Raw genomic sequence first — 25,856 nt, 5'->3', positions numbered from 1 at the left:
CTTTTGCCTCCGGCTTCCTTCAGATTCCACCTCACGATGGGACACCCTTACCCTTGGCTAATGGTAGGCGCTCGCCAGCCCCCATTCCGGACTTTCACCGTGTAGATGACGCCCATGCTGGGCGTACTAGTATTATAAAACCGCCGAATTACTATTGGCGGTTTTTTTCGTTTCTATATATTACATTTATAACCAGGTCTTTGTAATTTCGGATGGTGTCAACTGCGCTGATCCCGTCTTATTTCTGGAGCCAAGGCGGCTTCTCCATCGTGGACAGCTTCTCAACAATACCCACCAGCGACTCTACTTCGCTATCCTTGAGCTGGCCCAAATACCACTTTACGATTTTTAGAGATTTCTTCCGGCCCTCAGCCATCACCTCGTTGCCGCGACCGGTCAAAGATACAAGCACCGCTCTGCGGTCATTCTCATCGTGTCGCCGGTCCACAAAGCCGCTCTGCACAAGCCGGTCGAGCATAACGGTAATGGCGCTTGGCTTGACATTCATCGCTTCGGCCAGGTCGCTGACTTTGCAGGTTCCTTTCCTGTATATAAAAATAAGCAGGTGAAACTGGGGGCCGGTAAGCCCCAGCTCCTTGTGCTGCATGATATCGTTCTCAATTTGCCGGGTCGTTTTCTTCCACGCATTCAGAAGCCGCTCTATATTGTGGTCCAGATCGATGCCCATGTATCTGCCCCCTCTCTTACATGGTTCATGAAGTTAAACCATTTCACTCTATGTAACTTCAAGTTTAGACCAACGCCGATGAGATCACAATGATTTTTCGTTATGATCAGCCCCTTAGGTTCGTTTATTCCCCCTTGCATAACAGGAATGAATGCTCTATGATGAAATTGAAAATAATTTTCACGTTAATGTAGTTTTATATAAAAAATATTTTCTTTCCTTCCAGCCATATACGTGATCCCGGAGCAGGCACTTTTGCCTTCTTCGGCCAGAAAGAGGGTGAAGCATATCCTATCTCCTATTCTCCATGCCGTGCAGGAGCATTTCGAACAGCTCCCGCAGCAGGAACGGCGGATTGCGGAGCATATCCTGACCTCCCCTGCTTCCATTGTCAACCTGGGGATTACCGGGCTCGCTGAAAAGTGCGGCGTCAGCCCTTCAACAGTGACCCGTTTTTGCAAAGTTTTTCATTTCAAAGGTTTCCCGGATTTTAAAATGAAGCTGGCCAGCGAGCTGGCCCAAAAGCCCGTTCAGAACGAATACCAGGACGTCATCGCCGGCAACGACCTGCGCACCATCGCAGCAGCCATGGAAGCTAATCATGTAGCGTCCATTACCGATACGACCCGGCTTCTGGATATGAATCAGCTGCAGCAGGTAGTCAAAATTTTGTGCAGCGCCCGAAGAATCGATTTGTACGGCGTAGCCACCTCATCCATCGTGGCTCAGGATTTCTATCAAAAGCTGATACGGATCGGGAAGAACTGCACGGCTTTTGCCGATTTTCACATGCAGATTACATCCGCTTCCGCGCTGCAGGCCGGCGATGCGGCGGTCGCGATCTCCTATTCCGGGGAAACCCCGGAAACGATCGACGCCCTCCGGTGTGCGAAGGACAGCGGGGCCGTTACGATCTCATTGACGCAGTATGGAAGCAGCACACTTGCCTCTTTGGCCGACGTCGCCCTGTTCTCCTCTTCCTTGGAAGAGGGAATGCGCCGCGGCGATATGGCTTCCCGGATTGCCCAGCTGCACATTATTGATATTTTGTTTATGGGAATGGTCAGTTCTGAGTTTGAAGACTATGTTCCGAAGCTGGAAGATTCTTATCAGAACGTGCGCCGATACCGCAAAGCGATTGGAGGAAAATAAGCATGCCCAACATTATCAAGGCCCAAACCGAAGAGCAGTTTAATGACATTGGAGCCGGCATTATCGCCAGCTTGCTGCAGAGCAACCCGAAAGCGCTGCTTGGACTCGCCACCGGCAGTACGCCTGTCGGCGTTTACAAGCGGCTTGTCGAATTATTTAACGAGGGCTCCGTAAGCTTTGCCCAGGCGCAAAGCTACAATCTCGACGAGTATGTCGGCCTCCCGGCGGACCATCCGGAAAGCTATCGCCGTTTCATGGACGATAAGCTGTTCAGTCTGGTTGATATTTTGCCTGAGAACACGCATGTTCCGCCCGGATCGGATCCTGATCCGCAGCAAGCCGCAGCAGAATATACCAAGCTCCTTGAGAGGGCCGGGCGAATCGATCTGCAGATTCTCGGTGTCGGCCATAACGGCCACATCGGGTTTAACGAACCCGGCGAAGAGCTTGAAGGCTTTACCCATGTCGTAACGCTTGATGAAAGCACCCGCAAGGCCAATGCGCGGTTCTTCAATTCCATAGATGAGGTTCCGGTTCAGGCCATCACGATGGGCATTGCTTCCATCCTGCACGCCAAGCAGATTTTGCTGATGGCCAGAGGCGCAGACAAGGCCGAGATTATCGCCCGTGCGCTGCAGGGACCGGTAACGACTGAGTGTCCTGCCTCCCTGCTGCAGACCCATCCGAACGTCATTGTGCTTGTAGACCAAGAAGCGGGGAGATTGATATAATGAACCGGACTTTTGCAATCAAACACGGAAAAGTAGTTACTCCAGCTGGCATCATTGAAGACGGGGCCGTTGCCGTAGAGAACGGAACGATCACTTTTGTCGGCTCATCGGCGGGCTTGTCCGGTACGGGACAAGCGGCCGGCGATACGGTAGACGCCAAAGGAAGTTACGTACTTCCCGGATTTATCGATGTTCACGTCCATGGCGGCGTGCATGAAGATTTTACCGGGGCAAACAAGCAGGGGCTCGACGCGATCACGAAGTTTCACAGCTCTCAGGGAACAACCGCTATGCTGGCCACAACCATGACCGCTCCGCGTTCCGTGCTGGATCACGTTCTCGAAGAGGTGAGCGCATACCGCTCCGGCGAAATGCCTTACGCGCAGCTGGAAGGCGTTCATTTGGAGGGACCTTTCATCAGTCCCAAATGGCCGGGGGCCCAAAACCCGGAACACATTGTGAACCCTAACCGCTCCTGGATCGAGGATTGGGAAAGCCGCTTCCCGGGATTGATTAAGCAGGTTACCTTCGCTCCTGAACGTGAAGGCGCTCATGAACTGATTCGTTATTTGCGTGAAAAAGGCATTGTCGCCGCGGCCGGTCATACGGACGCTTCTTATGAGGAGATCATGGCCGCGGTTGATGTGGGCCTTCACCATGCGGTTCACACCTTTAACGCCATGACCGGACTCCATCACCGCAAGCCGGGAACGGCGGGAGCGATCCTCAGCTCGCCCCGGATCAGCGCCGAAATTATCGCCGACGGCATTCATGTTCATCCGGCCGCCATCTCCGTGCTGGCTACAGTCAAGAACAACCGGAACCTGGTGCTGATTACAGACGCGATGTCCGCTGCGGGACTCGGCAACGGCGATTATATGATTGGCGATCTTCCGGTTGTCATGAAGGATGGAGTATGTACGCTGAAGGAGAGTGAGGGTACCCTCGCCGGCAGTACGCTGACGATGATTCGCGGCTTCCGTTATTTCGTCGAGCAAGTGGGATTAAGCATTGAACGAGCTTCGGAAGCGGCCAGCGGCAATCCTGCCAGACTGATCCGGATCGATCACCGCACCGGCTCCATCGAGACAGGCAAACAGGCCGATCTTCTTCTCGTTGACGGCAATCTGGAGCTGCATGATGTTTGGGTCAAAGGCCGCCATATCCACGGATAGACCGAGAAACCTGAATAAATGAAAAGAGCTTTCCATCCGCACAGGGTCAGTCCCGGGAGACCTTTAGGCGGAAGGGAAGCTCTTTCACTATGCATTCCTTGCTGTTTACCGATTTGGATTCATGTCGCCCCGCGTCGGATAATTGACGTTTCCATTCGGGCCGGTAAGAGTTCCACGTCGCATAGGGAAGATTTGTTCAATCATTGCGCCGAGATCTTGTCCTGCATTGCGAACGGTATTCGTCACAGGGTTATTGCCCAGCGTCATTCCATTTCCATCCGTGCTGTAACGGCCAACACGGTCAACAAAATTGGTGTCGGCGGAAATATAAACCTGCTGGATTTGGGGAGCCGTTTTCTTTACCAAACGCTCAATTTCGTTTTTAACCCCATCCGGTACGTTATCCGCAGCATTCATGCCTCTGCCGGTTCCGGCAAAGTTATCAGCCTGAACGCCAAGTCCTCCGCCAAGTCTGGCTCCATCATACGTTGTGCCAGGTGCTCCATACATGCCTGCGCGATTGCCGTCATAGCCAAGCCCTGTAACGCCGCCCACTGTGCCTCTTGGACGGTAATCGGTTCCGCCGGGATTAACCCCTTGTCCCAAAGGTCTGCCCAGAGTAGATGTTCTTCCTGTCACATTGCCTGCTCCGGCAGCATCCGGGCGGGTTCCGTTTAAAGTAACCGCCACAAAAGCTTCATGATCGGTTGTCATCACATGCGCGGTTCCCACCGAGCCTACTTCGGTCACCTTTCTGCTGAGCACCGAGCTGTATTTAAGCCCGTTCAGATCATTGTACCGGTTTCCGTTTTGGTCATTCGCTCTGACATTAAAGCGCTGCGCCGTATTATTTTTCATACCTTGGGGACGAACATTATTATTATCCCAGTTACAGCCTGCAAGACTCACCATCCCGGCCAAAACGGCTGCGGATAATGACAAGCTTACCGTTTTCTTCATTCGCATCAATTGACATTCTCCTTCCATAGCGTAAATGACTGCAGCTATAGAATGCCCTTCATAAGCTTCGGTATCCTGAAAAGATTTGACATCCGGCAGATCTTCGCATTTGGAAATATTTAGATCGAGCTTAAGCGGTTCGTCCTGCTTATTCTTTCTTATTCTGCCGGTTCTATTCCTGCTCGAAATAGCATATCAATATTTCGTGTTAACTGAATAAAAGAAATGGGTGATACTCATGAGCATGCCGCAAATTCCGGAACAACCGTTTCGTCCGTCCTTAGATGAAGTCGCTTTGGATTTATTGGAATCCATCGCTATGGAAGAGATCGCGTTATCCCATCTGATCAATGCCGAATCCGACAAAATTAAAGCTTTCGTAGGCGATCGCCCTCACTTCCCTTCGAAGCCTACGACCAATCAAATCATTGAGTTTAACCGTTCCGTTACTCGTTTGTTGGATACAGTCTTGTTTAAAGAGTGGCTTCTCATCCGCAAACTGGAGACGGTCGTCACTTTAGTGGAAGAAGTGGAGGAAGAAGTGGAGGAAGAAGTGGAAGAATAACCTCAAATTATGTAGAAGGAGATAAGGGGAAACGTATATGAGCAATCAAAGGGAGCTGGCATACCAATCCGTCTATGATCTCGAGATTTCTCTTTTCAAATCATTCCATGTGCTCAATTCTTTCTTACTTGAGGGACTGCAGGTATTGAGCAATCCTGCCGACCGCTTCAAGCTGCGCGCACAATACCTCACAGCGCTCCGTTCGATACTCGAAAATTTCAAGCTTCTCTCCAGGAAGTTGATCTTATACAGCCGGGTATTCGGTTTCGGTACGGAAGATCGTAAAAAATTCGAAGCCAACCACCGCAAAAACTCCACGATAATCAAACGACGGATTAAATATCTGGAGAATGCGGCGAAAGGCTGGAGCCAGAAACAGCGAAACGAACTTCAATACTTGGCACAAATCCTCAATCAAACCTTGATGGACAAAGAGAATTTGTACAAGGTGTTATAAGCCCAAAAAAGCCGATGATCGCTCACCGGCCCTGTCCGCCAAGACTCACTCAAGTATGGAGTGATGAAAATTTATGACCTGGAAAACCAGTTCCCTGTGATCCTGCGGCGCCTCTAATCGTTTCCCGTCGCACTGGAACGTTATCTTATGTTTTCCAGGCGGAATCAACAGCGTCTTCTCTATGCCAAGACCGCCAGCATGAGGTTTAAACCGATCGTTCCATAAGCCGCCCGAAATCGTCACATTGGCTTCCTCTTCAAAAGGTGTCTCTAATGAAAACTTTATTATTACGGATCTGCTCGTTGAATACCGGTTCTCGATGAACAAATCCCCTGCCGATGCGCACCAACGCCACGACCGCTCATCGGAGTACTCCATGATCGAAAACCCCGAACCCCACTGAAAGTCGATAATGTCGCCAGAGGTCAGCGAAAGATCGTCGGTTATTTTCTTAACGCGGATTTCCAGCACATCCAATTTCTCTTGTCCGAACCAAACGACGCGCATTTCCTTCTTCGCGGAGACGATCGCATCGCGGATGTTCGCGATCCCCCGGAACGAAACGATTCCGGCCTCTTGCGGGAGGAGCGGAATCAGGAACATATCCCGATACACCGGGTCCCAGACCCCTGCCGAAAAATGTCCGATCGGTTCATCCCCCACCCTTTCGACGAAGAGGGTTAAAGTAAACTCGTATTCTCCCGGGAACATTTTGTATACAGGCTCCCTGATCAGCATGCCCTGATGCTCCCTTGCGGGATCGCCTCTCCGTACATAATAGCCATGCCGATCGTCGATCACGAGCGCACCGACCTCGCCCACGATATTCGGCGCCGAAAACATGCGGTATTCCCCCGGCGCGGACGGCATGCTTTTTACTTTCGTTATATTCCTTCCGGCCGACACCCTTTGACTCGCTGGCGCAGGTTTTGCGGCACTCGAGTATAGGTCTCCACGCCTGTCGTTCGCCTTGACGGTCTCGCGCTCAACGAACGAAGCAGCGATCGCAAGAGCCCGATCTCTTCCGAATACGGGCAGAAGAACGCGCTTCTGCGCCTTGCGCAGTACTTCCAAAGCGTCAAAGTCGTCGAGCAGCAGCGCCGCCTTTTCCGCCATGACCTCATGGCTTGCGCACATTCCCAACGCGAGAAGCTTCTCTTCCGCAAGACCGTATTCGCGGGCTTCGCGGGTCAGGCCGCAGCCTTCCAGGAATAGTATGGGCACATCCATCGTCATTGCTTCCATTGGAGTGAAATGAAGATGGTACGGCGATTCGACGCCGCCGTAGCAAAATAACCGCGAGCCCGTTAATCGGCTCATCAACGTGGAGAAATCCACGTTGCCGTCGATCGCCGGATCCGCGCATCGCGGCGAACGTTTATCGTTGCGTCCGAGCACCGTGTAATCTATAGACTTAAACGCGCTCTTGAATTTTTCATAGTTTTCGTACGTCCAATTCGAACTATGGAGATAGGAATATAAGGTAGTTACTCTGCGCTCCGAATCGCGGCCTGCCCACCGGAACGGTAGCCGTTCCGGCGAGACGAAAGCGGGCAAATAAACCGTGTTTCTAGTCAATCTCTCGTCTTCGTTATCATTCAGCGATTTCAATATCGGTGACCAGACCAGGTTATCCGCGATTCCGAAAACGTTCATATCAAGGCCTTTATGATGGGAATACTCCGTGTAGCCCGAAAGCGGCGGCGTACCGAACGTTCTGTAAACGACCGTTCCTTGAAACCATTGGAGAACGGACTCTACGATTTCGGCGAAGCTTGCGATATATATGATATCCAGCCATTTGTTCAAGAGCGCGATGCCTTCCTCTCCCGGATCGGCCAGGTCCACTCTTCGAATGCGGTCCGATACATTTGTCGGCAAGGTACAATGAGCTCTCCAATCCACATACATCGGATCCGTCTCGTCATCGTAGCGCGAATCGAAGCGGATCCATTCCGGATGTCCCAGCGCCGGAATGACCTCCAATCCCGCCTCGATCCATAGCGGAACTTCTTCGTAACGAAGCACAAGATGAGAGCACATCCATAACATTCTTGGTTTCGCAGACTCCACTACGAGGCTCCCCTTTCGTCCGATTGGTCGTTCTCAAGCAATTCAATGAGACAACCGCATATATCCGTAACATCTTCTTCCCTCAAGGCTGCGTAGGTCGGCAAATTGATGCCTTGCGCACAAATGCGGTTCGCGACCGGAAAGTCCCGCAAAGGCTGCAGATGGCGATATGGAGGCAGTATGTGCAAAGGATAAAAAAACGGCCTCGTTTCGATCCCTCTCTCGGAAAGCCGGTCCATCAGCTTCTGGCGCCTGTCTTCCGTATACTCATGCAAGACGACGCTAAATAACCAATATACATTGAAAGTCCCTTCTTTCTGAACGGGCAGCTGTACCAACGGGCAGCCTTCTAACTGTTCCCGATACCACGATGCGATTCGCCGTCTTCGATCAATATGCCACTCCGCCCGCTCTAGCTGGGCACACCCGATGGCTGCGGCGACGTTCGTCATGCGGTAGTTGTAACCGACCTCGGGGAACCAGTATTTTCGCTCCCCATCGCTTCCTTGCCCGCGGTACATTCGGGCGGCTTTGGCGATCCGCTCGTCGTTCGTCACGACCATGCCACCCTCCCCCGTCGAGATGATCTTATTGCCATAAAAGCTGAATATCGCGCTATGTCCGATGGAACCTACCCGTTTTCCCTGATACATGGCCCCGAAAGCTTCCGCTGCATCCTCAATGACAAACAGCCCACGTTTTGCCGCGATCCGCAGAACGGGTTCCATATCCGCCGGATGACCGTATAACGATACGCAGATGATTCCTTTGGTTCTTGGCGAAATTTTCTCCTCGATCTGGGCGGGATCGATATTCCAGGTGTCCGGCTGCGAATCGACGAATACCGGCATAGCTCCGCAATACGTAACGGCATTCGCGGTGGCTACGAAGGTCACGGTCGGAACGATGATCTCGTCCCCCGGCTGTACGCCGTGCGCCAACAGCGCCAAATGCAGCGCCGCCGTCCCGTTTACGCATGACACAGCGTAGGTGGTACCGCAAAATTCGGCGAACATTCGCTCGAAACGGTCGATGTAAGCGCCTGTCGAGGATATCCACGTCGATGTAACGGCATCCATCACATATTCCTCTTCTTTGCCGTTCAACATTGGAGACGAAATAGGGTATCTGATCACGACATATGATTCTCCTTTCTGTGAGCTAGAAAGCCGGCGTCGATCGCTTTCACGATACGGGCGGGGACGCCGTAAGCCAGACAACGATCCGGAATATCGCCGACGACGACAGCACCGGCGCCGACGACGGACCAGGCCCCGATAAACGCTTGATCAACGGTTTTCGAGCCGATGCCGAGAAATACGCCCTCGCCTGTCGTCACTCCGCCGGCCAATCGGCATCCGGGAGCGAGATGCGTGAGCGAACCGATCATGCAATCGTGATCAACGGAAGCCCCCGTATTCACGATTGCATGATCGCCGATCCGGGCGTCGGCGTTTATGATGCTCCCGGGCATTAGGGCGATGCCGTTCCCGAGCGACGCGGTTTCCGAGACAACCGCATGCGGACTGATCGCGTTTATAAACTGAAAACCGAGCGCAGCCGCCCGTTTGGCCAGACGCCTTCGAAGGTCGTTGTCGCCGACCGCAACGAAGGCGTGACGAATGTCTTGCCGCAACAATTCCGGCAGCAAGGAGTCATCCCCTAATCTCTTATAACCCCTTATATTGGAACCATCGCGCTTGTCGATCAAACCGACGACCTCGATTTCGGGATTCGCAAGCAAGATGTCCATGACCACCTTCGCATGACCGCCGGCTCCGATAATCACGGTTTTCTTTCTCAACATGGATCCACCGCTTTCCGAAACGATATCAGGCAGGAATATCCTCCGTTTCGATTCATATAGTAAATATGACGACACTGGATAGAAACGAGGTAATCCAATGACGAAGAGTAATTTTCCAAACTTCCCGGATTTCCCTGACTTCTCGGGCATCGCGGACAAACTGACCTTGGACGAAAGCATATTGCTGCTGTTCTCGTCCGTCGCTCTCGAGGAGATCGCACTTTCTCACCTCATCAATGCAGAAGCTGAGAAGTTGGATACGCTTCTCAGCCGCTTTGAGGACGAGTTGACCTTCTCTAACCTGCTCTCAATCAATCACAATGTGCAAAGCAGTCTAAGCGATATCGTCAACAAAGAAATGCTGCTCTTAAACAAACTTGAAAACATCGTGAAGCTGCACAAAAACGGTTCAGCCCCCCATTCCGGGTCAGCACCTACCGGATCGGCTCCGACCGGATGATGACATCCCATAATTTTTGGTCCTCAAGCAGGACGGCGTGAACGTAATACTGACTCAACCACTGCTCCGACACCGAACCGAAATTTTTGACACTGGCTCGAATAATTTCCGGCAGTCCGACCTGGAAATATTGCGTCATCGTCTTGCTCTCGTCATGAAGCCGGGAATGGGCCAGTAATTCCGGAATAAAACCGACCGGATAATGGTTCGAGATTCTCATCCACAGCTCGTAATCCATGCAGAAGTGAAAATATTCGTCAATGCCGCCCAGCTCATCCATGACGTGCTTCCGCATAAACGCCGCCGGTTGGCAAATAATGCAGCCTTCATATAACCGTTGCCGTTCGAAGGGCTCCACCGGATAAGGACGAATGAACCGGCTCTTCTCATCCGTATAATCCGCCTTGCCATATACCATCCCCCAGGATTCGTGCTCCTGAAGAGCGGTCACGGCGAGTTCCACCGCGTGGGGCTCATACGTATCGTCAGAATTCAGCCACCCGATAATTTCCCCTTGCGCCATTTTCAAGCCTTTGTTTATAGCGTTCGACTGCCCGCGATCTTGCTCGGAAATCCAACGAAATCGATCCTCAGAGCAGCTGAGCCTCTTTAAGGTGTCGACAGTGCCATCGGTGGATCCCCCATCTACCACGATATGCTCGATATTGGGATAGGTCTGGGCTCTTACGCTTTCTATTGTTTCCTCAATGAACTTCGCCTGCTGAAAAGAAGGCGTAACAATACTGACTAATGGATATTCCTTCAATGCGCCCCTCCCCCTTTTACAGATTAAGCCATTCCAAACTCCCCGCTTCCCAATTTTTCAGCCAACTGATCGCCTTGGTTACATTGGATGCATAGTTCCCTAAAAAATGGTCGCAGCGCAGGGCAAGAAACGTTTCCTGCACGATATCCCAGCCTTTGGCCTCTCTACTGAACTGTGTCAGCTCGTGTACGCCGATCGCCTCATTCGGCGTCCGCATCGAGCCGGTATAAATCAGCCGGTCTCCGTAGCGCTCCTTATATTCGCTTAAAATCCGCTCTTCATCGGTCATGATGTATATGGAGGCGTTCGGGTACAGCTGCAGATATTGGTTAATGCGCTCGGGATATCGCCGGTTCACCTCATGCAGCAGCTGATATTCCTTTACCTTATCGCTTCCACGAATGTGGGCGCCGATAACGGGATGCCTGCCACTCATTCGATCCCGATAGAAGCTATCCACTTTTTCTTGCATTGCGGGACTCGGCTTGAAATACTTCTGAAACAAGTATCGGTTCACTTCTTCCGCATTTTTCCCATATGCAGGATGTCCCTCAGGAAGGAATGGGCTGATATGCTCCGCCCACAAATAGACATCGTTCACGAGAACATCCTCTTCCCGTTCCAGAACGCTTTTGATATCGGAGAAATCCTTGAAATCGTCGAGGCTGAACCTTGTTAAGGTGCGTAAGTTATTAGCATTCCAGCGGCGCGGAAAATACGTGAAATCCGGATTCGACAAGTCTTCGATGGTGCGGCCTGATACCGGCTCGAAATAGATGCCGAACGCATCTCGCTCATATGGATCCGGCGCATGATACAATGATTCGACGCCCCAATATACGACAGGGATTCTTCCCGTGATCTCGGCAATGAGAAGCTGGCCGGCGACATGCATCGTGTCGGACCAAAAGCCGGCCCCCCATGCTTTAATTAACAAATAACGCTCGTTTCCCGGCATTTTATGTTCCCCCTTTCCCGGTTAAAATTGATCGGCGACCAAGTGAATCTCATCATTCGCCCAAGACTTCAAGCGCAGGACGGCGATGGACACGTTTGAGAAGCTGGCGCCGAGGAACTGATCACACCGGGCGGCGAGATACGTGTCCTTCAAAATTTCGATCCCTTTACGCCGTCCTTCGTATCCGGTCATATGATGATGAACGGAGAGCATATCGTCTGGAGACCGCAAGCAGTCCGTATTGAGAATGCGATCACCGAACCGGGCTTGAAATTTACGAAGGATCTGTTCGGAATCGGTAAGCATAAAGATGTGCCCGGATGGGTTCCGCTCTAGAAAATCGTTGATACGCTCGGGATAATTGGCGTTCAGTTGGTACAGCAAGGGGCGTTCCATAATTTTGTCGGTTCCCCGAATGTGGACGCCCAGCCAAGGCCCGTGATCGCTCATATTCGACTCGTAAAAGCGGTTGATTTCTTCCTCTACATCCGGCTGCAGCTTGAAATATTTTTGAAACAGATAACGGTATACGTCATGATGCTCCATTCCGTATGTCGGATGATCTTCAGGAATAAGATGGCGGAAGTAATGCAGGGCGATATGAACATTGGTTACCAGCACCTGTTCCGTCCGGTTGAAGAAATTTCCTGGAACGTCGTTCAGATCGGAAATATCCATTAAATGAGAGAATCTTAAATTGTGGCGGTTCCACCTTTCCGGAAAGTAGGTATAGTGATCCTTCTCCACATCATCGATGGTGTAATGATTGATCGGCTGGTAGTACATCGCAAACGCGTCCTTGTTTTGCGGATCTTCGGAAGCATATAAGGAATCCGCACCCCAGAAAATAACCGGAATGCGCTCTGTCAGCTCGGCAATGAGCAGGGCCCCGGCCACATGCTCCATCGCGGACCAAAAGCCGCAAGCCCACGATTTAATCAGCAGAAACCGTTCTTGATTCACTTTGATTCCTGACCTCCTTCTCTCTTCCTGCGTTAGGGTGCGAGACGCTCGCGAACGATGTCTGCCTCTACCATCATATGAACTAATTGCTCAAAGCTCGTTTTCGTCGTCCAACCAAGCTGCCGCTTTGCCTTTTCCGGATTGCCAAGCAGTAAATCTACTTCGGCCGGCCGGTAAAACTTCGGATCAACCACCACATAATCCTTATAGTTCAGCCCGACATAATCAAACGCGACGCGGCACAACTCCTCGACGGTTTCCGTCCGGCCCGTGGCGACAACGAAGTCGTCCGGCCGATCTTGCTGCAGCATAAGCCACATCGCCTCCACATAATCCCCCGCGAATCCCCAATCCCGCTTGGCAGCAAGATTGCCAAGACGAAGCTCCTTCTGCTTCCCGGTAGCGATTCGGGCTACCGCATGGCTTACCTTTCGCGTTACGAATTCCAATCCGCGGAGCGGGGATTCGTGGTTGAACAAAATGCCGTTGCTTGCGAACATATCAAAGCTTTCCCGAAAGTTCTTGGTCATCCAATACCCGAAGACCTTGGACACGCCGTATGGACTTCTGGGATAAAATTTCGTTTCTTCGTCCTGAATCGACTTTTCCACCTTGCCGAACATCTCGCTGGACGATGCCTGGTACATTCGAATGTCCGGGTTCGTGCCACGAATCGCCTCAAGCACGTTCAGAACGCCTATTCCCGTGCTCTGAGCGGTAAGAAGCGACTGATTCCACGAAGAAGCAACGAAGCTCTGTGCCGCCAAGTGATACAGTTCAGTCGGCTTCGATGCACGAATCGCTCTCATAATCGAAGCGGGGTCCAAAATATCGCCGTCCATGAGGTCGATCTCATCCGTTATGTCAAGGTAATCCAGCCTCCACAACGAACTCGTGCTTCGGCGCGGTACGATGCCCGCAACTCTATACCCCTTTTCCAACAACAATTTCCCGAGATATGCTCCGTCTTGACCGGTAATTCCCGTAATCAGCGCTGATTTCACGCTATCCACCCTTCCTTTTGTAAACTTGTGTTTGGATTACGAAAGAAGCCTTTTTCCAACCTCTTCGGCGCTATGTCGCCAAGTAAACCGGGACAAGATATGCGCACTCGCCTTCCTCCCTTTCGCTGCCGCTTCGTCACGATGCTCATATACATATCGCATGGTCGCCTGCAGTTGTTCTTGATCGATCGAGAGCAGCCAAGGATTCTCTATCGTCGTTAATTCGCCGATGTTCCGCTCCGGCAATCTGAACTCCCTCGAAGGGATAAAATAAGCCGACTCATCGGTACAAAAATCACGGCTGGGCCCTTGATCCGGAGCGATAATCGGGAGACCGCACGCCATCGCCTCTACCATCGGCAAGCCGAACCCCTCTCCCCGATACGGGGCTACCAAACAGTCGCTCGAACGGTATAGTTCCGCCAATTCGGCTTCCGAAAAAGGTCTATCGACATAGAGCATGCGCGGGAGATCCGGCTGCGCCGTCATTTCGCGGATCGCACGATCGAGCGTCTGTCCTTTGTAAAAGGACCGCACCCCGTTATCTTTAATAATCAGGCAAACGTTGTCTTTTCGATTGAACTCCGAGATATAAGCATTCAATAGAAGGTCGATCCCCTTGCGATCGATCGTTCCGCCGACAAACAGGAAGGCAAACCAAGGTGCTTTAATGATGAGGTCTGCATTGCGATGATGAAAGACATTCTCGTCGATGCCGAGCGGAATGACATGAATCTTCGATTCCGGTATACCGGAACGGATATAATTTTCTTTGTTGTAAGCACTATAGACCCATACCTCGTCTACGCCGTATTTCATCGGAATTTCCCACTGCTTCGGCAGAGAACCATACTCCCAGGCCTGCATGCAAATCCAACGCCGAGTCTGCGGTCTCTTCCAAACGGGGGGCCACTGATGTGAAACCGCAGCGTCGCTCCTTGGAAAAGGGAGATACTCCCCTTCGCTCCCCTTGATCGAACCGCTTCCCAGACTCCATTCTTCCCTAGGGATGACCCTTCTGAGTTCGATGCGTTGGTCCTCGGAAAGTATCTTCGTTACTTGTCGGTTCACAATGGCCAAACTATGCTGTTCAAATTGCGATCCTGACCAGTTGACCCTAACTCTATTCATTCGCCTAGCATCCTCCCCCGGATTCTTTTGATATTTATAGATGTACTATATTTCCGAATGTCTATTTGCGTTCCAAATATGCACTTCTATCCATATAGGGAATAAAATAAATCGATTCTGCACGATTTTTAAGATTAGGAGGGATATATGTTGAGAAATCAAAAGCTTTCACTCTGCATGATCGTCAAAGACGAAGAGGATTGCATAGCAGACTGTCTGCAAAGCGTCAAATCCGTCGTTGATGAAATGATCGTAGTAGATACGGGCTCGACGGACCGAACGGTTGAAATATGCGAATCGTTGGGAGCTGTCGTACACCGCTTTGTTTGGAACGGGAGCTTCTCGGACGCACGAAATTACGGGCTTAAGCAAGCTACCGGGGATTGGATCTTATGGCTTGATGCGGATGAAGCCGTCGATGAACGCGACGTTCACTTGCTTCGCGACGCGCTGTACGCGCCCGATCCGCTGCTCTCCATCCAGCTGGTTAATTATTTCGGAGAACGTCCGGATCCGAACCAAACGTTTCTGATCGCGCATACGAGGTTATTTCGCAACCGCAAGGGCTTCAGGTTTCGTTATAGTATTCACGAGATGCTGAATGCCGACGAAATCCTGGCCGAAATGGGCATTACCAAGATTCCGACCCTGCCGATCCGGGTGCATCATTACGGGTACTTGGACGAAAAAAACGAACAAAAGAATAAACTCGAACGAAACCTCGGCATGCTGCGGAAAGAGGCGGAGAAATCCGATCATGGCCCGTGGATCGACTACCATCTCGCCAGCGAATATTACCGCGCCAATCAATACAACGAATCGTTCGCATACGTTAACCGCGCGATCGTCGGATTCTTGAAAGAGTCGCTCACGCCCCCCTCTCTTCTGTACCGGCTTAAATATTCCATTCTCATCAATACCGGCAGCATCGAAGGGGCTTGGCCGGGGATCGAACGGGCGATCATGCTGTATCCGGACTATGTTGATTTACATTTTTACAAGGGTGTTGTCTTGATTGCGAAGGAAATGTACGTGGAGGCCCTGGAGACTTTCGATCGTTGTTTGGAGCTGGGGGAAGAAAATTTACAACATCTAACCTTGAAAGGACTAGGCAGTTTTCAGGCGCTTCATTTCAAAGCCTATTGTCTGGAACAACTGGGGCATTACCAAGACGCTGCGGATGTGTATGCTCGTGCACTCGAAATATCGCCAACCTTCTCGGCTTCAAAAGAAGCGTTGCAAGAGCTTGTGAAGAAACACGGAGATGTCGTTGTCGGCACAGACACAGACATAGACATAGACAGTTAACTTTTTTTGGATTCCATGACATTTGCAGTGTCGGATAACGGTGAAGCTCAATATTATAGAGCATCCGAAGAAGAAACGAGGTGATACCATGTCTCAACCTAATATCCCTAACATTACCCCCACGATTAGCATCACTCCGGGTCAAACAATCCCCCTCCTTTTAGCGTCGGTAGCCTTGGAAGAGTTGGCGCTTGCACATATCATAAATGCAGAGGCGGAAAAGATTCAGTTTGTCCTGGGGACATTGAGCACCGACATCAAGCTCTCGCCAAGCGTAGTCAGCTTGTCTAACTTGCTTGACCTTGACAAGAGCGTACAACGGACTCTGCGGGATGTAATCAAGAAAGAAATGCTGCTCGAATTTAAATTCGAGAACATCCTTGACTTGATCGATGTCACGCCAAAGTTGAACGGATAACCGAGCACGGCAAACTCCCCCGTTACTTCAAGAATCATAGGCAAGTTACTCAGGCCGCTATCCCATCGGATAGCGGTCTTTTTTTCTGACGAATTGTCAATCCAAGTGCGAAAAAACGGAACAAGCTGACTCCGATTAAGTACCGGCGCCAGCTTGCAGTATAGCTTTTTTAACTGTCTACAAAATTGGGGCATAACCACGGACTCCTCCGGGATTATTTCGTAGGAAGCAACGCCGCAGGGGGAATTTCCGGCACCCCCTGGATGTCGTCAACCCCTTCCTTCCTCTTCAGACACCATTCGTTATATAACTCCGGATCGTGGTGTGCTACATAAGCTAGGAAAGGCAGCAGAGCCCCTACCCATTCAAGGCTTCTCAATAATAAGTAAGGAACCTGCCTCGTCGTTAAGAAGGCCCCGATATGATCGATGACATGCAGCCGTTCTCCTTCGGACACCAAAATGTGCTCGGTTCTCGTGTCGATCCGCGTAAAACGCAAACGGCGCATTTCCTGCAGGATCCCAAGCAGTTGCCCGGCCATGCGCTCCGTAAGGGGCTGTCCCTGGTAAAGCACCGTCTCGAGGCTTGGACCCTCGATATACTCCATCACGATGTAATTGGGTCCGCTGCGTAACAGCCGGGGAAAATAAGCGATTCCCTTGGCCGCCTCAAGCGCCTCTCTTTCAAATACAGCTTCTCTTGGATCTTGATATATCTTTACGCATTCTTCTGCGCTGATTCGGAACACCGCACCTTGCGCCCCCATACCGATCAACGGATAATCAGTAGGGTTATGCACGACCAGGCGTCTTTCTCCGCTGATATGCTGCGCAGTTACGATGATGCTTGCAAACGTTTCTGCCATTTTCGTCACCCCTCAGGAATAGGTCCGGCTCGCTATCGACGACAACCAAGCCGCCCCCCGATTCCAAACCGGTACATCGTTCATTCGGGCGGCATACAGGAGTTCGCTGAGCCAGAGGAAATACGTATAGATTTCGATTCGGCTGTGAAAATTGTCGTCTTTCGGCCCCAGGTAATACAAATATACGGAGTTCATGAAGCGCTCTCCATAATTTAAATGCAAATAGTGAAAATCATAGGCAGGGTCCCCGACCTTGAGTTGGCCGAAGTCGATAATGCCGCTGAGCCTTTCGGCATCCGGGTCGTAAAAGATATGCTCCCGCTTGAAATCTCCATGAATCAAACAGGGAGTAAACTCGAAGCTTCCGTCCGTTTGCAAATACTCACGGCGCATTCGTTGGACCCATAACCGTTCGTTCTTCCCAAGCTTGGGCTCGACGAAACGTTCGATCTCGGCGAAGAAGAATTCCCACCCGCCTTTCCACGTCACTCGGCTTTCATCCGGATCGTTCCTCGTTACGGGATCATCTTGGAACGTATGCAGAGAGGTAAGGAAATCCGCGATTTCCTTCGCGATTCGATCCTTAACGGTTTCGGACAGCGAAAGGAAATGGACGTCCATAAGCGGTTCGCCTTGGATGATCGGATAACCGATGTACTGCAGATCGTCCTGCGAATCAGATTCAAATAAAATTTTGGGAATAGGCAGCGTGACTCGTTCCGCCAGCTTCGGAAGAAACCTCTTCTCCGTCTCCAAAGATACGCTGTCAGACGACAACGGAAAGCGAAAGACGAGACGCTCCCCCACGATGATAACGGTATTCTGCATCCCCTCTGTCACGATTCGAAAAGATTCCCCCTGCAGTTCGGGATAGCGGCTGCTGATAAAGGTGACAAGCGCATCCATAGTTGGCGACATGTTCACATTCCTCCTCCAATTCCCTTCTCGCACTGCTCTTCGCTTGATGCTTCGCGATCGATGACGGCTCATCTTTCGTTGATCGAAAGTCGGGTAAATACCGCCAATCGAACACGGCGGTATTTACTCGAACATAATGAACGAGGCATACCCGTTATTCTCCTGCGGAGCCTTTGGCAAGCGATTCTTTCGTATACCATGCTATCGTACGCGCTAGCCCCTCTTCCAACCGAACCTGCGCTTCGAATCCGAAGTACCGTTTCGCTTTTTCGACATCCAGGCATCTGCGGGGTTGCCCATCCGGTTTGTCCAAGTCCCAGTTCAATCGGCCTTGATACCCGGTCAGCTCGGCGATTCGCTCCGCAAGCTCTTTAATCGGAATCTCTTTGCCGGTTCCAATGTTCACTGGATCTGGACCGTTATAATGTTCCGCGGCAAGCAAGATCGCTTCAGCCGCATCCTCCACGTACAGAAACTCCCTAGTAGCTTTTCCGCTGCCCCATACGTCGATACTTTCGCTGCCGGTCCGCACGGCTTCCACACATTTTCGGATCAGCGCAGGGATGACGTGCGACGATTCCAGATCGAAGTTGTCGCGAGGCCCATACAAATTCACAGGCAGGACATAGATCGAATTGAGGCCGTATTGCATGCGATAAGCCTGGCTTTGCACTAACAGCATCTTCTTCGCCAATCCGTAAGGGGCGTTCGTCTCCTCCGGGTAGCCGTCCCAGATATCTTCCTCCCGGAACGGAACCTTCGCAAATTTCGGATAAGAACATATGGTTCCGCATGTGACGAATTTTTCGATGCCATGACGTCTGGCTGCTTCCATCAGATGAACGCCCATCGTTAAGTTATCGTAAACATAAGAACCCGGATTCGCCCGATTAGCGCCGATCCCCCCTACCGAGGCGGCTAAATGAATGATGATATCGGGTTGATAAGCCTGTAAAAGCGCCATGCATCGGTCCGGGTGCCTTAGATCATACTGCTTGCTTCTCGGAACGATAATTTGCAGGCAGCCTCTATGCTCCAAGCGTTCGACCACATGCGAGCCGAGAAATCCGCTTCCTCCGGTCACCAACACCTTCTTATTTTTCCAATATTCCATTACGCTCCCCCTTCGACCCTGACTTCAACCAGTTCAAGCTCCAACTTTGCCCTTGCGCCGATTCTTGCTCCGGCCGGAATTCGTAAAACCACACCCGGCTGTAATTTGGCGGATTGATTGCCCCAAACCGCTTCTCCGTCTCCCGACATGACCATCCATGACACGAATCGATCTGAATGTGGTGGAAACGTGGTTTCTTGGCCGGAATAAATGCAAATGGTGGAAGTCACATGGAGACCTCCGCTCTCCCCCTCTTTCCCGTACAAGAACCGGCTCCACCCCCATGGATATTCCCAAAATCGAGGCTTATGGTCCGTGTCTTGCAGGATCTCTTTGAGACGATGGCTCTTCGACTTGTCAGAGACCAAAATACCGTTGGGACTTGCCGCCACGATGGCGTTGGATAGACCTAAAACGACAAGAGGAATATCCAGTTCGTTGAGGACATGCGTGTTCACGCAATCCTTATCTATATACCCTTTACCTACCTGATGAGAATGGAGTTCTTCCGTAAGTACGTCCCAGCTTCCAAGATCCTTCCAGTCCCCTTCGTATGGAATGGCCACGATTCGGCTCGTCTTCTCCACAATCTCGTAATCGAAGCTGATTTTCGGAAGGCTCCCGTACTGACCTGCTAATTCCTCGTATTGAAGTGGAATATTCCTTTGCTTCAGCATATCCAGGAGAAATCGCAATCGAAAACCGAACACGCCGCAATTCCAAATGGCTCCTTCATGGATCAACGCTTGCGCCCTGCTTTCGGAAGGCTTTTCTTCAAATGCGCTCACACGGAGATAATCGGTTCCCTGGCTGACTTCGTCCTCCTTGCAGGGTACGATATATCCGAATTTGGACGAGGGGGAGGTAGGTTTAACGCCGATTAAGGCAATATCTGCCCTGCTTTCGGTCAACACTTGCTCCATATGCCGGACAATGCTAAAAAAATGCCTATGCACATACGGATCCACCGGCATAACGACGATTAACTCATTCGCATCCACGCCATGCTGTGAATATAAATATGACGCGGCCAATGCAATTGCCGGAAATGTATCTCTCCTTTCCGGTTCTACGATCAAAGGCGTGTCGACACCTAGATGACTCTTGATCAAGTCGATTTGAGTCTTGCATGCCGAAATCAGCGTATCCTGGGCGAGATCGCTCTCTTTCAACTGGCTCCATATGCGTTGAATCATTGAAATGAACCCGTGTTCGGGATCGTGCAACAATTTTAAAAACTGCTTTGACCGAACCTCATTCGATAAGGGCCATAGTCGCTTGCCCGACCCGCCAGACAACACCACGATTTTCATCTAAAAGTCGCACCTCACTATTTTTGTTGTGACGAGCAACTCCCCCGTTAGATGAAATAGTTTATGTCCAAAATAACTCAGGTGATATAGGTACTCTCATTAACTTTGCTAGCATTGGAATATTAGACGGATCCATACTCTCCTATTCTTTTGGGCGTAAATGTTCGAAGACGGTACGGCTTTGCCAAACTCTTTCTGCTGGATGGGCACGATAATAGCGCTTCACCAATTCCGATCTAAACGTCTATTATTGGTGTACACGATTTGGGCTATAATACACGCAGTGAAATGTATACAGCATATTATGGTGATGAAAAGGCTACAAGGAGGGATAAAGATGAGTGAATGTGTAGGATTTAAAGGCTTTACTTCTACCACAGTAATATTGGTACTTTACATTCTTTTGGTGATTGTTCTGAAAACATTCTAAGTATGAGTACTGTCACAGAACAAGAGACTATCACGGGATAGGCTCTTGTTCTCCTTGATTCGTAACGCCCAAATACAGCAAGCCCCTATCATAATACGATTATCCCCATGAAAACCTGACCATCCATCGTTTCAATTCCGCGTTCTACGGCTCTTAGTTTGTCTTCCACTGTTGTGAGGGTGAATCATGTGCCGTACTTTCCGCTTTCGTTGTATATGTAAAGTGAGTGGTAAAGCTGAAAGGACAAATGCAACCCGCCTCTTAAGGGAGAACGGACTGCATTTGTTTATTTTACGGCACTTTTTAGCCGAAAGCACTTGCGTTTTCATGCCACCAGCCGGAAATCCATTGTGTTTTGCAGGGCTCTCATAATGGAGGGGCTTTTCTCTTTTCCCTTCTTTCCACCTGCAGAAAAAAGAGAAGCTTGCTCAGGGCAGCCTCTCTTTAACCGTTTTATAAAACAGCGTACCCATCTCCGGGAATGAATCTTTTTCTAATTAGCCGTTCGTCCGCACGTAAACGACGTAAGTTGTCAGAATGGACACAACTCTAGTATCCCCGTTGCCGTCCGGATCGCTTGTACGTACCGTAATAAAGGGTTCGTTAGATGACAGGAGAACACCTGTAAACGTATTGACCGTCGTTGCAATCTCTACATTCTTGCCTTTTAAAGCACCTACTTTTCCGGCTTCGGTAAAAGTTTCCTCTTTCGATCCTTCCTCCGGTTCATCCTCTTGTACGGCCAGCGTATTGCTAAAATTGACAATAACTGTGGAGCCCTTGCCTTCAGTCAGCACCGCATACCGGTTACCTACCTCCGAAATAACACCGTCAACCGTTCCCAACCTTGTCGTTATCAGCACATTCTTGCCGATATTCCTGCGTAGAATTGGCGTAAAAGGAGACGAGGAGCTATCTCCTAGAAAGGAGCTAATAATATCTCTTAAAGAAGACATCGATGGGTGGGTTTTATTGGCCTGCCCTGTCTGCCCTGTCTGCCCTGTCTGCCCTGTCTGCCCTGTCTGCCCTGTCTGCCCTGTCTTTCCTGTCTGGCCTGTCTCGGAACGCTCGCTGCTTAGAATATCCGTTATCTTTTTCAATTCAGAAGTGCCGAAGTCAACCAGCCTTGTGATCGTTTCCGGCCGCACAGCTTTTTGAATGATTTTCACCATATCCTCCAAGTTTAATTGGGGAGCCATGTAGTCATACCTCCAATTTAGTAATAAATAAAACCCTTCTTCAGAACGTATTCACTCTCATATATAAGAACGTTCCGGATGCAAAAACCTGGCATACGCGGAATTTATGAAATACCCGAGATCCATTAGGCTATTTTCTGGGCCGATGAAGCTATTTTTGCTGAATGAAGGGGCTCTCCCTAAAGGCGAAATTCATATACCTTTTCGGGAAAGCCCCTTTCCTTTCGGAGACGAGCTCTAGCGCACCTGATTTCTAGCTAGTGCTTGCAAGGAGCTGAGAAGCGTGCTTCCGCTCAAATTGAATGAACCCAAAACGTTTCGGGCTACTGTACTGGCCTGTTCATAAAATGGACGGATTGTTGAAACGACCGCTGCAGGATCCGCTCCGGGATCTCTGATCAGGGATTGAATGTGTTTCAGCTGCTTCATCAACTCATTCAGATAGTCTGTGTTTGAGCTGGCAGACGAAGATGTGGTCCCGCCGTTGGCAGCGGCTTTAAGGGCTGCCTGGAGCTCGGATCTTTGTTCTTCATCCAAATTCAAAGCTGCTATTTGCGTTTGAAACTGGCCCAGTTCACTCTGATCAGCGCGGCTGTCATTAAAGGAATCCATGGTCGCTTGAACCTCTCCGAACTTTCTGAACAATTTGCCGGCAACATGGTTTTCATTCAATATCGAGCTCTGAAGCGTGGTCATGAGTTGTTCCAGTCTGACTTCTAAATCGCTCATCGTTATCTCCTCCCTTCTCGCTCCTATACTATGCAAAAACCAAAGGTGTGACCTAGATGAATACATATTTTTTGAATTTAGTAGTTCTATAGATTAATGCCGGTTTCAAGGCTACTCCAATAGCCATATGATGCCCTGAGCAAATAGCTATCTTATTTATTAAAAGGAAGATGTGGCTAGTGAAAGGGGGTTGGATGATGAAATGATGCCCGCCAAACTGGAAATAGATCCGGATTTTTGGAGCGGCAAGAAGGTTTTTATAACAGGGCATACGGGATTTAAGGGAACCTGGCTGAGCCTGTGGCTGCATTCGCTTGGCGCCTCGGTTACGGGGTATGCCCTGCAGCCTCACACCCGGCCCAGCTTATACGAGATTTGCCATATGGATGAAATCATTCACTCGTATATTCATGATGTTCGAGATTTGGATTCCTTATCGGCTGCGCTTTTGCAGACGTCTCCCGATATTGTGATCCATATGGCGGCCCAGCCTCTGGTTAGGGAATCCTATGACAATCCGGCAGCTACCTTTGAAATTAACATGATGGGGACCGTTTATTTATTGGAGGCGGTAAGGAAAGCCGTTCAAAACGGTTGTCCCATCCGGGCCGTCATCAATGTAACCTCGGATAAGTGCTATGACAACCAGGAATGGACCTGGGGCTACCGGGAAACAGACCGGCTGGGAGGCGGCGATCCTTATTCAGGCAGCAAAGCCTGCTCGGAGATCATTACGGACAGCTATCGCAGAGCCTTCTTTAATCCGGTGGATTCGGCTGCGCCGAAGGTGCCCGTTGCTACGGCCAGAGCCGGCAATGTTATTGGGGGCGGAGATTGGAGCAAGGACCGGCTGGTCCCCGACAGCTTCCGGGCCATTCTGGGCAAGGAACCCGTTCGAATCCGGTATCCGAAAGCTGTCCGGCCGTGGCAGCACGTGCTCGAGCCCTTGCACGGGTACTTGCTGCTAGCTCAAAAATTGACGGACTCCGGCGGCTCTGTTGCCCAAGGCTGGAATTTCGGACCGGATTATGCGGATTCGATTTCGGTGGAACAACTGGTGAGCAGACTTTGCGCCGAGTGGGGGGATGGGGCGGCTTACCGGACAGAAGAGGACGCGCTCCACCCTCGCGAAGCCCATCAGCTTCGGTTGGACTCCTCTCTTGCCAGACAATATCTGGGATGGGCGCCGCGCTGGAACGTGGACACCGCACTTACCCGGACCGTCGAATGGACCAAAGCCTATCAGCAGAATCGGGAGATGAGACAATTCAGTCTGGAACAAATCAGCGATTTTATGAAGGGAGGGCAGGCTGAATGATGATCAAGCCATGCAGACTGCAGGGGGTTTACGAAGTAAGCCTCCTCCCCAATAACGACCATCGCGGCCACTTTACTCGCATCTATGATCAACAGACTTACAAGGACTATGGACTAAGCTGGGACTGGGTTCAGGAAAACCGGTCCTTTTCACGAAAAAAGGGCACGATTCGGGGATTGCATCTGCAGCACGAGCCTTATGCGGAGACGAAGCTGATTCGGGTATGCAAGGGCGCGATATATGATGTGTTTGTTGACCTGAGACCAGGCTCCCAGACCTATGGCCGCTGGGATTCCATCCTGCTCACGGAAGACAACAACAAGATGGTTTATATTGGAAAAGGCTTTGCCCATGGTTTCTGCACACTGGAGGATGACTGCGAAGTGATATATAAGGTGGATCGCTGCTACTCTCCGCAGCATGAAGGCGGAGTGATCTGGAATGATGAAAGCCTTCGTATCACCTGGCCGATTCTCAAACCCGTCCTTTCGGAAAGGGACTCGCGTCTCCCTGATCTGGAAGAGTTCAAACGTCAGCAAGCTCAAAAATTAAAGGAGAGATCCGTATGAACCCGCTCGTAAGTATATTAATTCCTACCTTTAATCGTCCGGATTATTTCGAACTGGCCTTAAGAAGCGCATTGAACCAGACGTACCCCACCATTGAAATTGTCGTCAGCGACAACAGCACCGACAATCTTACCGAGCAAGTCGTGGCACGCTACCAGTCCATGCCGCGCGGTTCGGTCATCAGATACTACAGAAACCCGGAAAACATTGGCCCTCTCGCCAACCAGCAAAAAATTCTGAATCTCGCACAGGGTGAATTTATCAATTATTTAAATGACGACGACTTGTTCCATCCGCAAAAAATTGAAAAAATGATGCGCCATATGATAAGCCGGCCGGACGTTGTGCTGGTAGCCTCCCAAAGACGAGTCATCGACAAAAAGGGCAATCGCATTTACGTTCCGCCGCTTGGAACCTTTACACAGCTTTATTCCAAAGATACCGTCGTCGACGGCAGAACGCTGGCGAGACAAATGCTTTCCGCTCAGACCAACTATCTTGGCGAACCTACGACCGTATTGTTCCGGAGAAACGCCCTTACCGAGCCCTTTGGCGTTATGGCCGGCAAGCAAGTGTTCTTTGCTGTCGATATGGCGACCTGGATCAATCTGTTAACCCGCGGAAATGGCGTTTATGTGGTTCAGCCGTTAAGCTATCTGCGCTACCATTCCGAACAGCTGTCCCAGAACAAATATGCCAAAGAAATCGCCAAACTGGATTACAAAACATTCAAAAGATTTGCAGACCTTAACGGGTACTATTAATCAAAGAACAGAAGGGATCGT

27 protein-coding genes are annotated in these 25,856 nt (G+C 50.6%); 11 read left to right on the top strand and 16 right to left on the bottom strand.

Annotation, left to right across the window (positions count from 1 at the left end):
* Nucleotides 1-238 precede the first annotated feature (238 nt).
* Nucleotides 239-688: a MarR family winged helix-turn-helix transcriptional regulator gene (locus K7397_RS18150; RefSeq protein ID WP_223069579.1), complete on the bottom strand. Its 450-nt coding sequence runs from the start codon at nucleotides 686-688 to the stop codon at nucleotides 239-241.
* Nucleotides 689-967: 279 nt separating this feature from the next.
* Here K7397_RS18150 and K7397_RS18145 point away from each other — a divergent pair, with 279 nt between their 5' ends.
* The 3 genes from K7397_RS18145 to nagA are packed head-to-tail and all read left to right on the top strand — an operon-like array spanning nucleotide 968 to nucleotide 3,746.
* Nucleotides 968-1,840 (top strand): MurR/RpiR family transcriptional regulator, encoded by an 873-nt coding sequence (locus tag K7397_RS18145; RefSeq protein ID WP_337926757.1) that lies wholly within the window; start codon nucleotides 968-970, stop codon nucleotides 1,838-1,840.
* A 2-nt stretch (nucleotides 1,841-1,842) separates the two neighbouring features.
* Nucleotides 1,843-2,571 carry a glucosamine-6-phosphate deaminase gene (gene nagB / locus K7397_RS18140; protein WP_223069577.1) on the top strand — a complete coding sequence of 243 codons (729 nt, stop codon included), beginning with the start codon at nucleotides 1,843-1,845 and terminating at the stop codon, nucleotides 2,569-2,571.
* Nucleotides 2,571-3,746, top strand: a complete 1,176-nt coding sequence (gene nagA / locus K7397_RS18135; RefSeq protein ID WP_223069575.1) for an N-acetylglucosamine-6-phosphate deacetylase — start codon at nucleotides 2,571-2,573, stop codon at nucleotides 3,744-3,746. Before nagB ends, nagA begins: the two co-directional genes overlap by 1 nt.
* A gap of 105 nt (nucleotides 3,747-3,851) precedes the next feature.
* On the opposite strand, the gene K7397_RS18130 is transcribed toward nagA, so the two are convergent.
* On the bottom strand, nucleotides 3,852-4,712 hold the full coding sequence (locus K7397_RS18130; RefSeq protein ID WP_223069573.1) for a YhcN/YlaJ family sporulation lipoprotein: 861 nt from the start codon (nucleotides 4,710-4,712) through the stop codon (nucleotides 3,852-3,854).
* 232 nt (nucleotides 4,713-4,944) lie between these two features.
* Here K7397_RS18130 and K7397_RS18125 point away from each other — a divergent pair, with 232 nt between their 5' ends.
* Together K7397_RS18125 and K7397_RS18120 are read left to right on the top strand one after the other, a co-directional pair.
* The gene (locus K7397_RS18125; RefSeq protein WP_223069571.1) at nucleotides 4,945-5,271 is read left to right on the top strand and encodes an alpha-helical endospore appendage domain-containing protein; all 327 of its coding nucleotides are present in this window, start codon (nucleotides 4,945-4,947) and stop codon (nucleotides 5,269-5,271) included.
* 37 nt (nucleotides 5,272-5,308) lie between these two features.
* On the top strand, nucleotides 5,309-5,728 hold the full coding sequence (locus K7397_RS18120) for a hypothetical protein (RefSeq protein WP_223069570.1): 420 nt from the start codon (nucleotides 5,309-5,311) through the stop codon (nucleotides 5,726-5,728).
* A 45-nt stretch (nucleotides 5,729-5,773) separates the two neighbouring features.
* Here the strand turns inward: K7397_RS18120 and K7397_RS18115 are convergent, their stop codons facing one another.
* Genes K7397_RS18115 through K7397_RS18105 form a run of 3 tightly spaced genes read right to left on the bottom strand, consistent with a single transcriptional unit; the run spans nucleotide 5,774 to nucleotide 9,608 of the window.
* Nucleotides 5,774-7,801, bottom strand: a complete 2,028-nt coding sequence (locus K7397_RS18115; RefSeq protein WP_223069569.1) for a hypothetical protein — start codon at nucleotides 7,799-7,801, stop codon at nucleotides 5,774-5,776.
* Nucleotides 7,801-8,910: a DegT/DnrJ/EryC1/StrS family aminotransferase gene (locus tag K7397_RS18110; RefSeq protein ID WP_223069596.1), complete on the bottom strand. Its 1,110-nt coding sequence runs from the start codon at nucleotides 8,908-8,910 to the stop codon at nucleotides 7,801-7,803. Before K7397_RS18110 ends, K7397_RS18115 begins: the two co-directional genes overlap by 1 nt.
* 23 nt (nucleotides 8,911-8,933) lie before the next feature.
* Nucleotides 8,934-9,608, bottom strand: coding sequence for a NeuD/PglB/VioB family sugar acetyltransferase (locus tag K7397_RS18105; RefSeq protein ID WP_223069568.1), 675 nt, complete (start codon nucleotides 9,606-9,608; stop codon nucleotides 8,934-8,936).
* A gap of 97 nt (nucleotides 9,609-9,705) precedes the next feature.
* Here K7397_RS18105 and K7397_RS18100 point away from each other — a divergent pair, with 97 nt between their 5' ends.
* On the top strand, nucleotides 9,706-10,068 hold the full coding sequence (locus tag K7397_RS18100; RefSeq protein WP_223069567.1) for an alpha-helical endospore appendage domain-containing protein: 363 nt from the start codon (nucleotides 9,706-9,708) through the stop codon (nucleotides 10,066-10,068).
* Here K7397_RS18100 and K7397_RS18095 read toward each other — a convergent pair.
* Genes K7397_RS18095 through K7397_RS18075 form a run of 5 tightly spaced genes read right to left on the bottom strand, consistent with a single transcriptional unit; the run spans nucleotide 10,043 to nucleotide 14,890 of the window.
* On the bottom strand, nucleotides 10,043-10,834 hold the full coding sequence (locus tag K7397_RS18095; protein ID WP_223069566.1) for a glycosyltransferase family 2 protein: 792 nt from the start codon (nucleotides 10,832-10,834) through the stop codon (nucleotides 10,043-10,045). The two genes, K7397_RS18100 and K7397_RS18095, sit on opposite strands and share 26 nt — an antisense overlap.
* A 16-nt stretch (nucleotides 10,835-10,850) precedes the next feature.
* On the bottom strand, nucleotides 10,851-11,792 hold the full coding sequence (locus K7397_RS18090) for an O-fucosyltransferase family protein (protein ID WP_223069565.1): 942 nt from the start codon (nucleotides 11,790-11,792) through the stop codon (nucleotides 10,851-10,853).
* Nucleotides 11,793-11,813: 21 nt separating this feature from the next.
* Nucleotides 11,814-12,755 (bottom strand): O-fucosyltransferase family protein, encoded by a 942-nt coding sequence (locus tag K7397_RS18085; RefSeq protein WP_223069564.1) that lies wholly within the window; start codon nucleotides 12,753-12,755, stop codon nucleotides 11,814-11,816.
* A gap of 32 nt (nucleotides 12,756-12,787) precedes the next feature.
* Nucleotides 12,788-13,759 carry a GDP-mannose 4,6-dehydratase gene (locus tag K7397_RS18080; RefSeq protein ID WP_223069560.1) on the bottom strand — a complete coding sequence of 324 codons (972 nt, stop codon included), beginning with the start codon at nucleotides 13,757-13,759 and terminating at the stop codon, nucleotides 12,788-12,790.
* A gap of 36 nt (nucleotides 13,760-13,795) precedes the next feature.
* A complete protein-coding gene (locus K7397_RS18075) occupies nucleotides 13,796-14,890 on the bottom strand; it encodes a glycosyltransferase (protein WP_223069558.1) in 1,095 nt (364 codons plus the stop codon).
* A gap of 147 nt (nucleotides 14,891-15,037) precedes the next feature.
* Between K7397_RS18075 and K7397_RS18070 the strand changes: the two genes are divergently transcribed.
* Together K7397_RS18070 and K7397_RS18065 are read left to right on the top strand one after the other, a co-directional pair.
* Entirely contained in the window at nucleotides 15,038-16,198 is a 1,161-nt protein-coding gene (locus K7397_RS18070) for a glycosyltransferase (protein ID WP_237691034.1), read from the top strand.
* 88 nt (nucleotides 16,199-16,286) lie between these two features.
* The gene (locus tag K7397_RS18065) at nucleotides 16,287-16,616 is read left to right on the top strand and encodes an alpha-helical endospore appendage domain-containing protein (RefSeq protein ID WP_223069556.1); all 330 of its coding nucleotides are present in this window, start codon (nucleotides 16,287-16,289) and stop codon (nucleotides 16,614-16,616) included.
* Between the two features lie 214 nt (nucleotides 16,617-16,830).
* Here K7397_RS18065 and K7397_RS18060 read toward each other — a convergent pair whose 3' ends face one another.
* The 6 genes from K7397_RS18060 to K7397_RS18035 all read right to left on the bottom strand — a co-directional run bounded on the left by K7397_RS18060 (nucleotide 16,831) and on the right by K7397_RS18035 (nucleotide 23,184).
* Complete coding sequence (locus K7397_RS18060) at nucleotides 16,831-17,481, bottom strand: serine/threonine protein kinase (protein ID WP_223069553.1); 651 nt, start codon at nucleotides 17,479-17,481, stop codon at nucleotides 16,831-16,833.
* A gap of 12 nt (nucleotides 17,482-17,493) precedes the next feature.
* Nucleotides 17,494-18,399: a phosphotransferase family protein gene (locus K7397_RS18055; protein ID WP_223069551.1), complete on the bottom strand. Its 906-nt coding sequence runs from the start codon at nucleotides 18,397-18,399 to the stop codon at nucleotides 17,494-17,496.
* A 154-nt stretch (nucleotides 18,400-18,553) separates the two neighbouring features.
* A complete protein-coding gene (locus tag K7397_RS18050; protein WP_223069548.1) occupies nucleotides 18,554-19,513 on the bottom strand; it encodes a GDP-L-fucose synthase family protein in 960 nt (319 codons plus the stop codon).
* A complete protein-coding gene (locus K7397_RS18045) occupies nucleotides 19,513-20,826 on the bottom strand; it encodes a sugar phosphate nucleotidyltransferase (protein WP_223069545.1) in 1,314 nt (437 codons plus the stop codon). The genes K7397_RS18050 and K7397_RS18045 overlap by 1 nt, the downstream gene beginning before the upstream one ends.
* Before the next feature lie 927 nt (nucleotides 20,827-21,753).
* Complete coding sequence (locus K7397_RS18040) at nucleotides 21,754-22,455, bottom strand: hypothetical protein (RefSeq protein ID WP_223069542.1); 702 nt, start codon at nucleotides 22,453-22,455, stop codon at nucleotides 21,754-21,756.
* A 237-nt stretch (nucleotides 22,456-22,692) separates the two neighbouring features.
* Entirely contained in the window at nucleotides 22,693-23,184 is a 492-nt protein-coding gene (locus tag K7397_RS18035) for a hypothetical protein (RefSeq protein WP_223069528.1), read from the bottom strand.
* A gap of 202 nt (nucleotides 23,185-23,386) precedes the next feature.
* Between K7397_RS18035 and rfbG the strand changes: the two genes are divergently transcribed.
* The 3 genes from rfbG to K7397_RS18020 are packed head-to-tail and all read left to right on the top strand — an operon-like array spanning nucleotide 23,387 to nucleotide 25,835.
* Nucleotides 23,387-24,502, top strand: coding sequence for a CDP-glucose 4,6-dehydratase (rfbG, locus tag K7397_RS18030; RefSeq protein ID WP_237691033.1), 1,116 nt, complete (start codon nucleotides 23,387-23,389; stop codon nucleotides 24,500-24,502).
* Complete coding sequence (gene rfbC / locus K7397_RS18025) at nucleotides 24,499-25,071, top strand: dTDP-4-dehydrorhamnose 3,5-epimerase (RefSeq protein ID WP_223069525.1); 573 nt, start codon at nucleotides 24,499-24,501, stop codon at nucleotides 25,069-25,071. The genes rfbG and rfbC overlap by 4 nt, the downstream gene beginning before the upstream one ends.
* Nucleotides 25,068-25,835, top strand: a complete 768-nt coding sequence (locus K7397_RS18020) for a glycosyltransferase family 2 protein (RefSeq protein WP_223069523.1) — start codon at nucleotides 25,068-25,070, stop codon at nucleotides 25,833-25,835. Before rfbC ends, K7397_RS18020 begins: the two co-directional genes overlap by 4 nt.
* Nucleotides 25,836-25,856: the final 21 nt, after the last annotated feature.

The sequence above is a fragment of the Paenibacillus caui genome, assembly GCF_019904135.1.
Taxonomy (GTDB): Bacteria; Bacillota; Bacilli; order Paenibacillales; family Paenibacillaceae; genus Fontibacillus; species Fontibacillus caui.
Note: the sequence above shows the minus strand (reverse complement) of the source record. Positions and strands in the feature narration are given on the sequence as shown.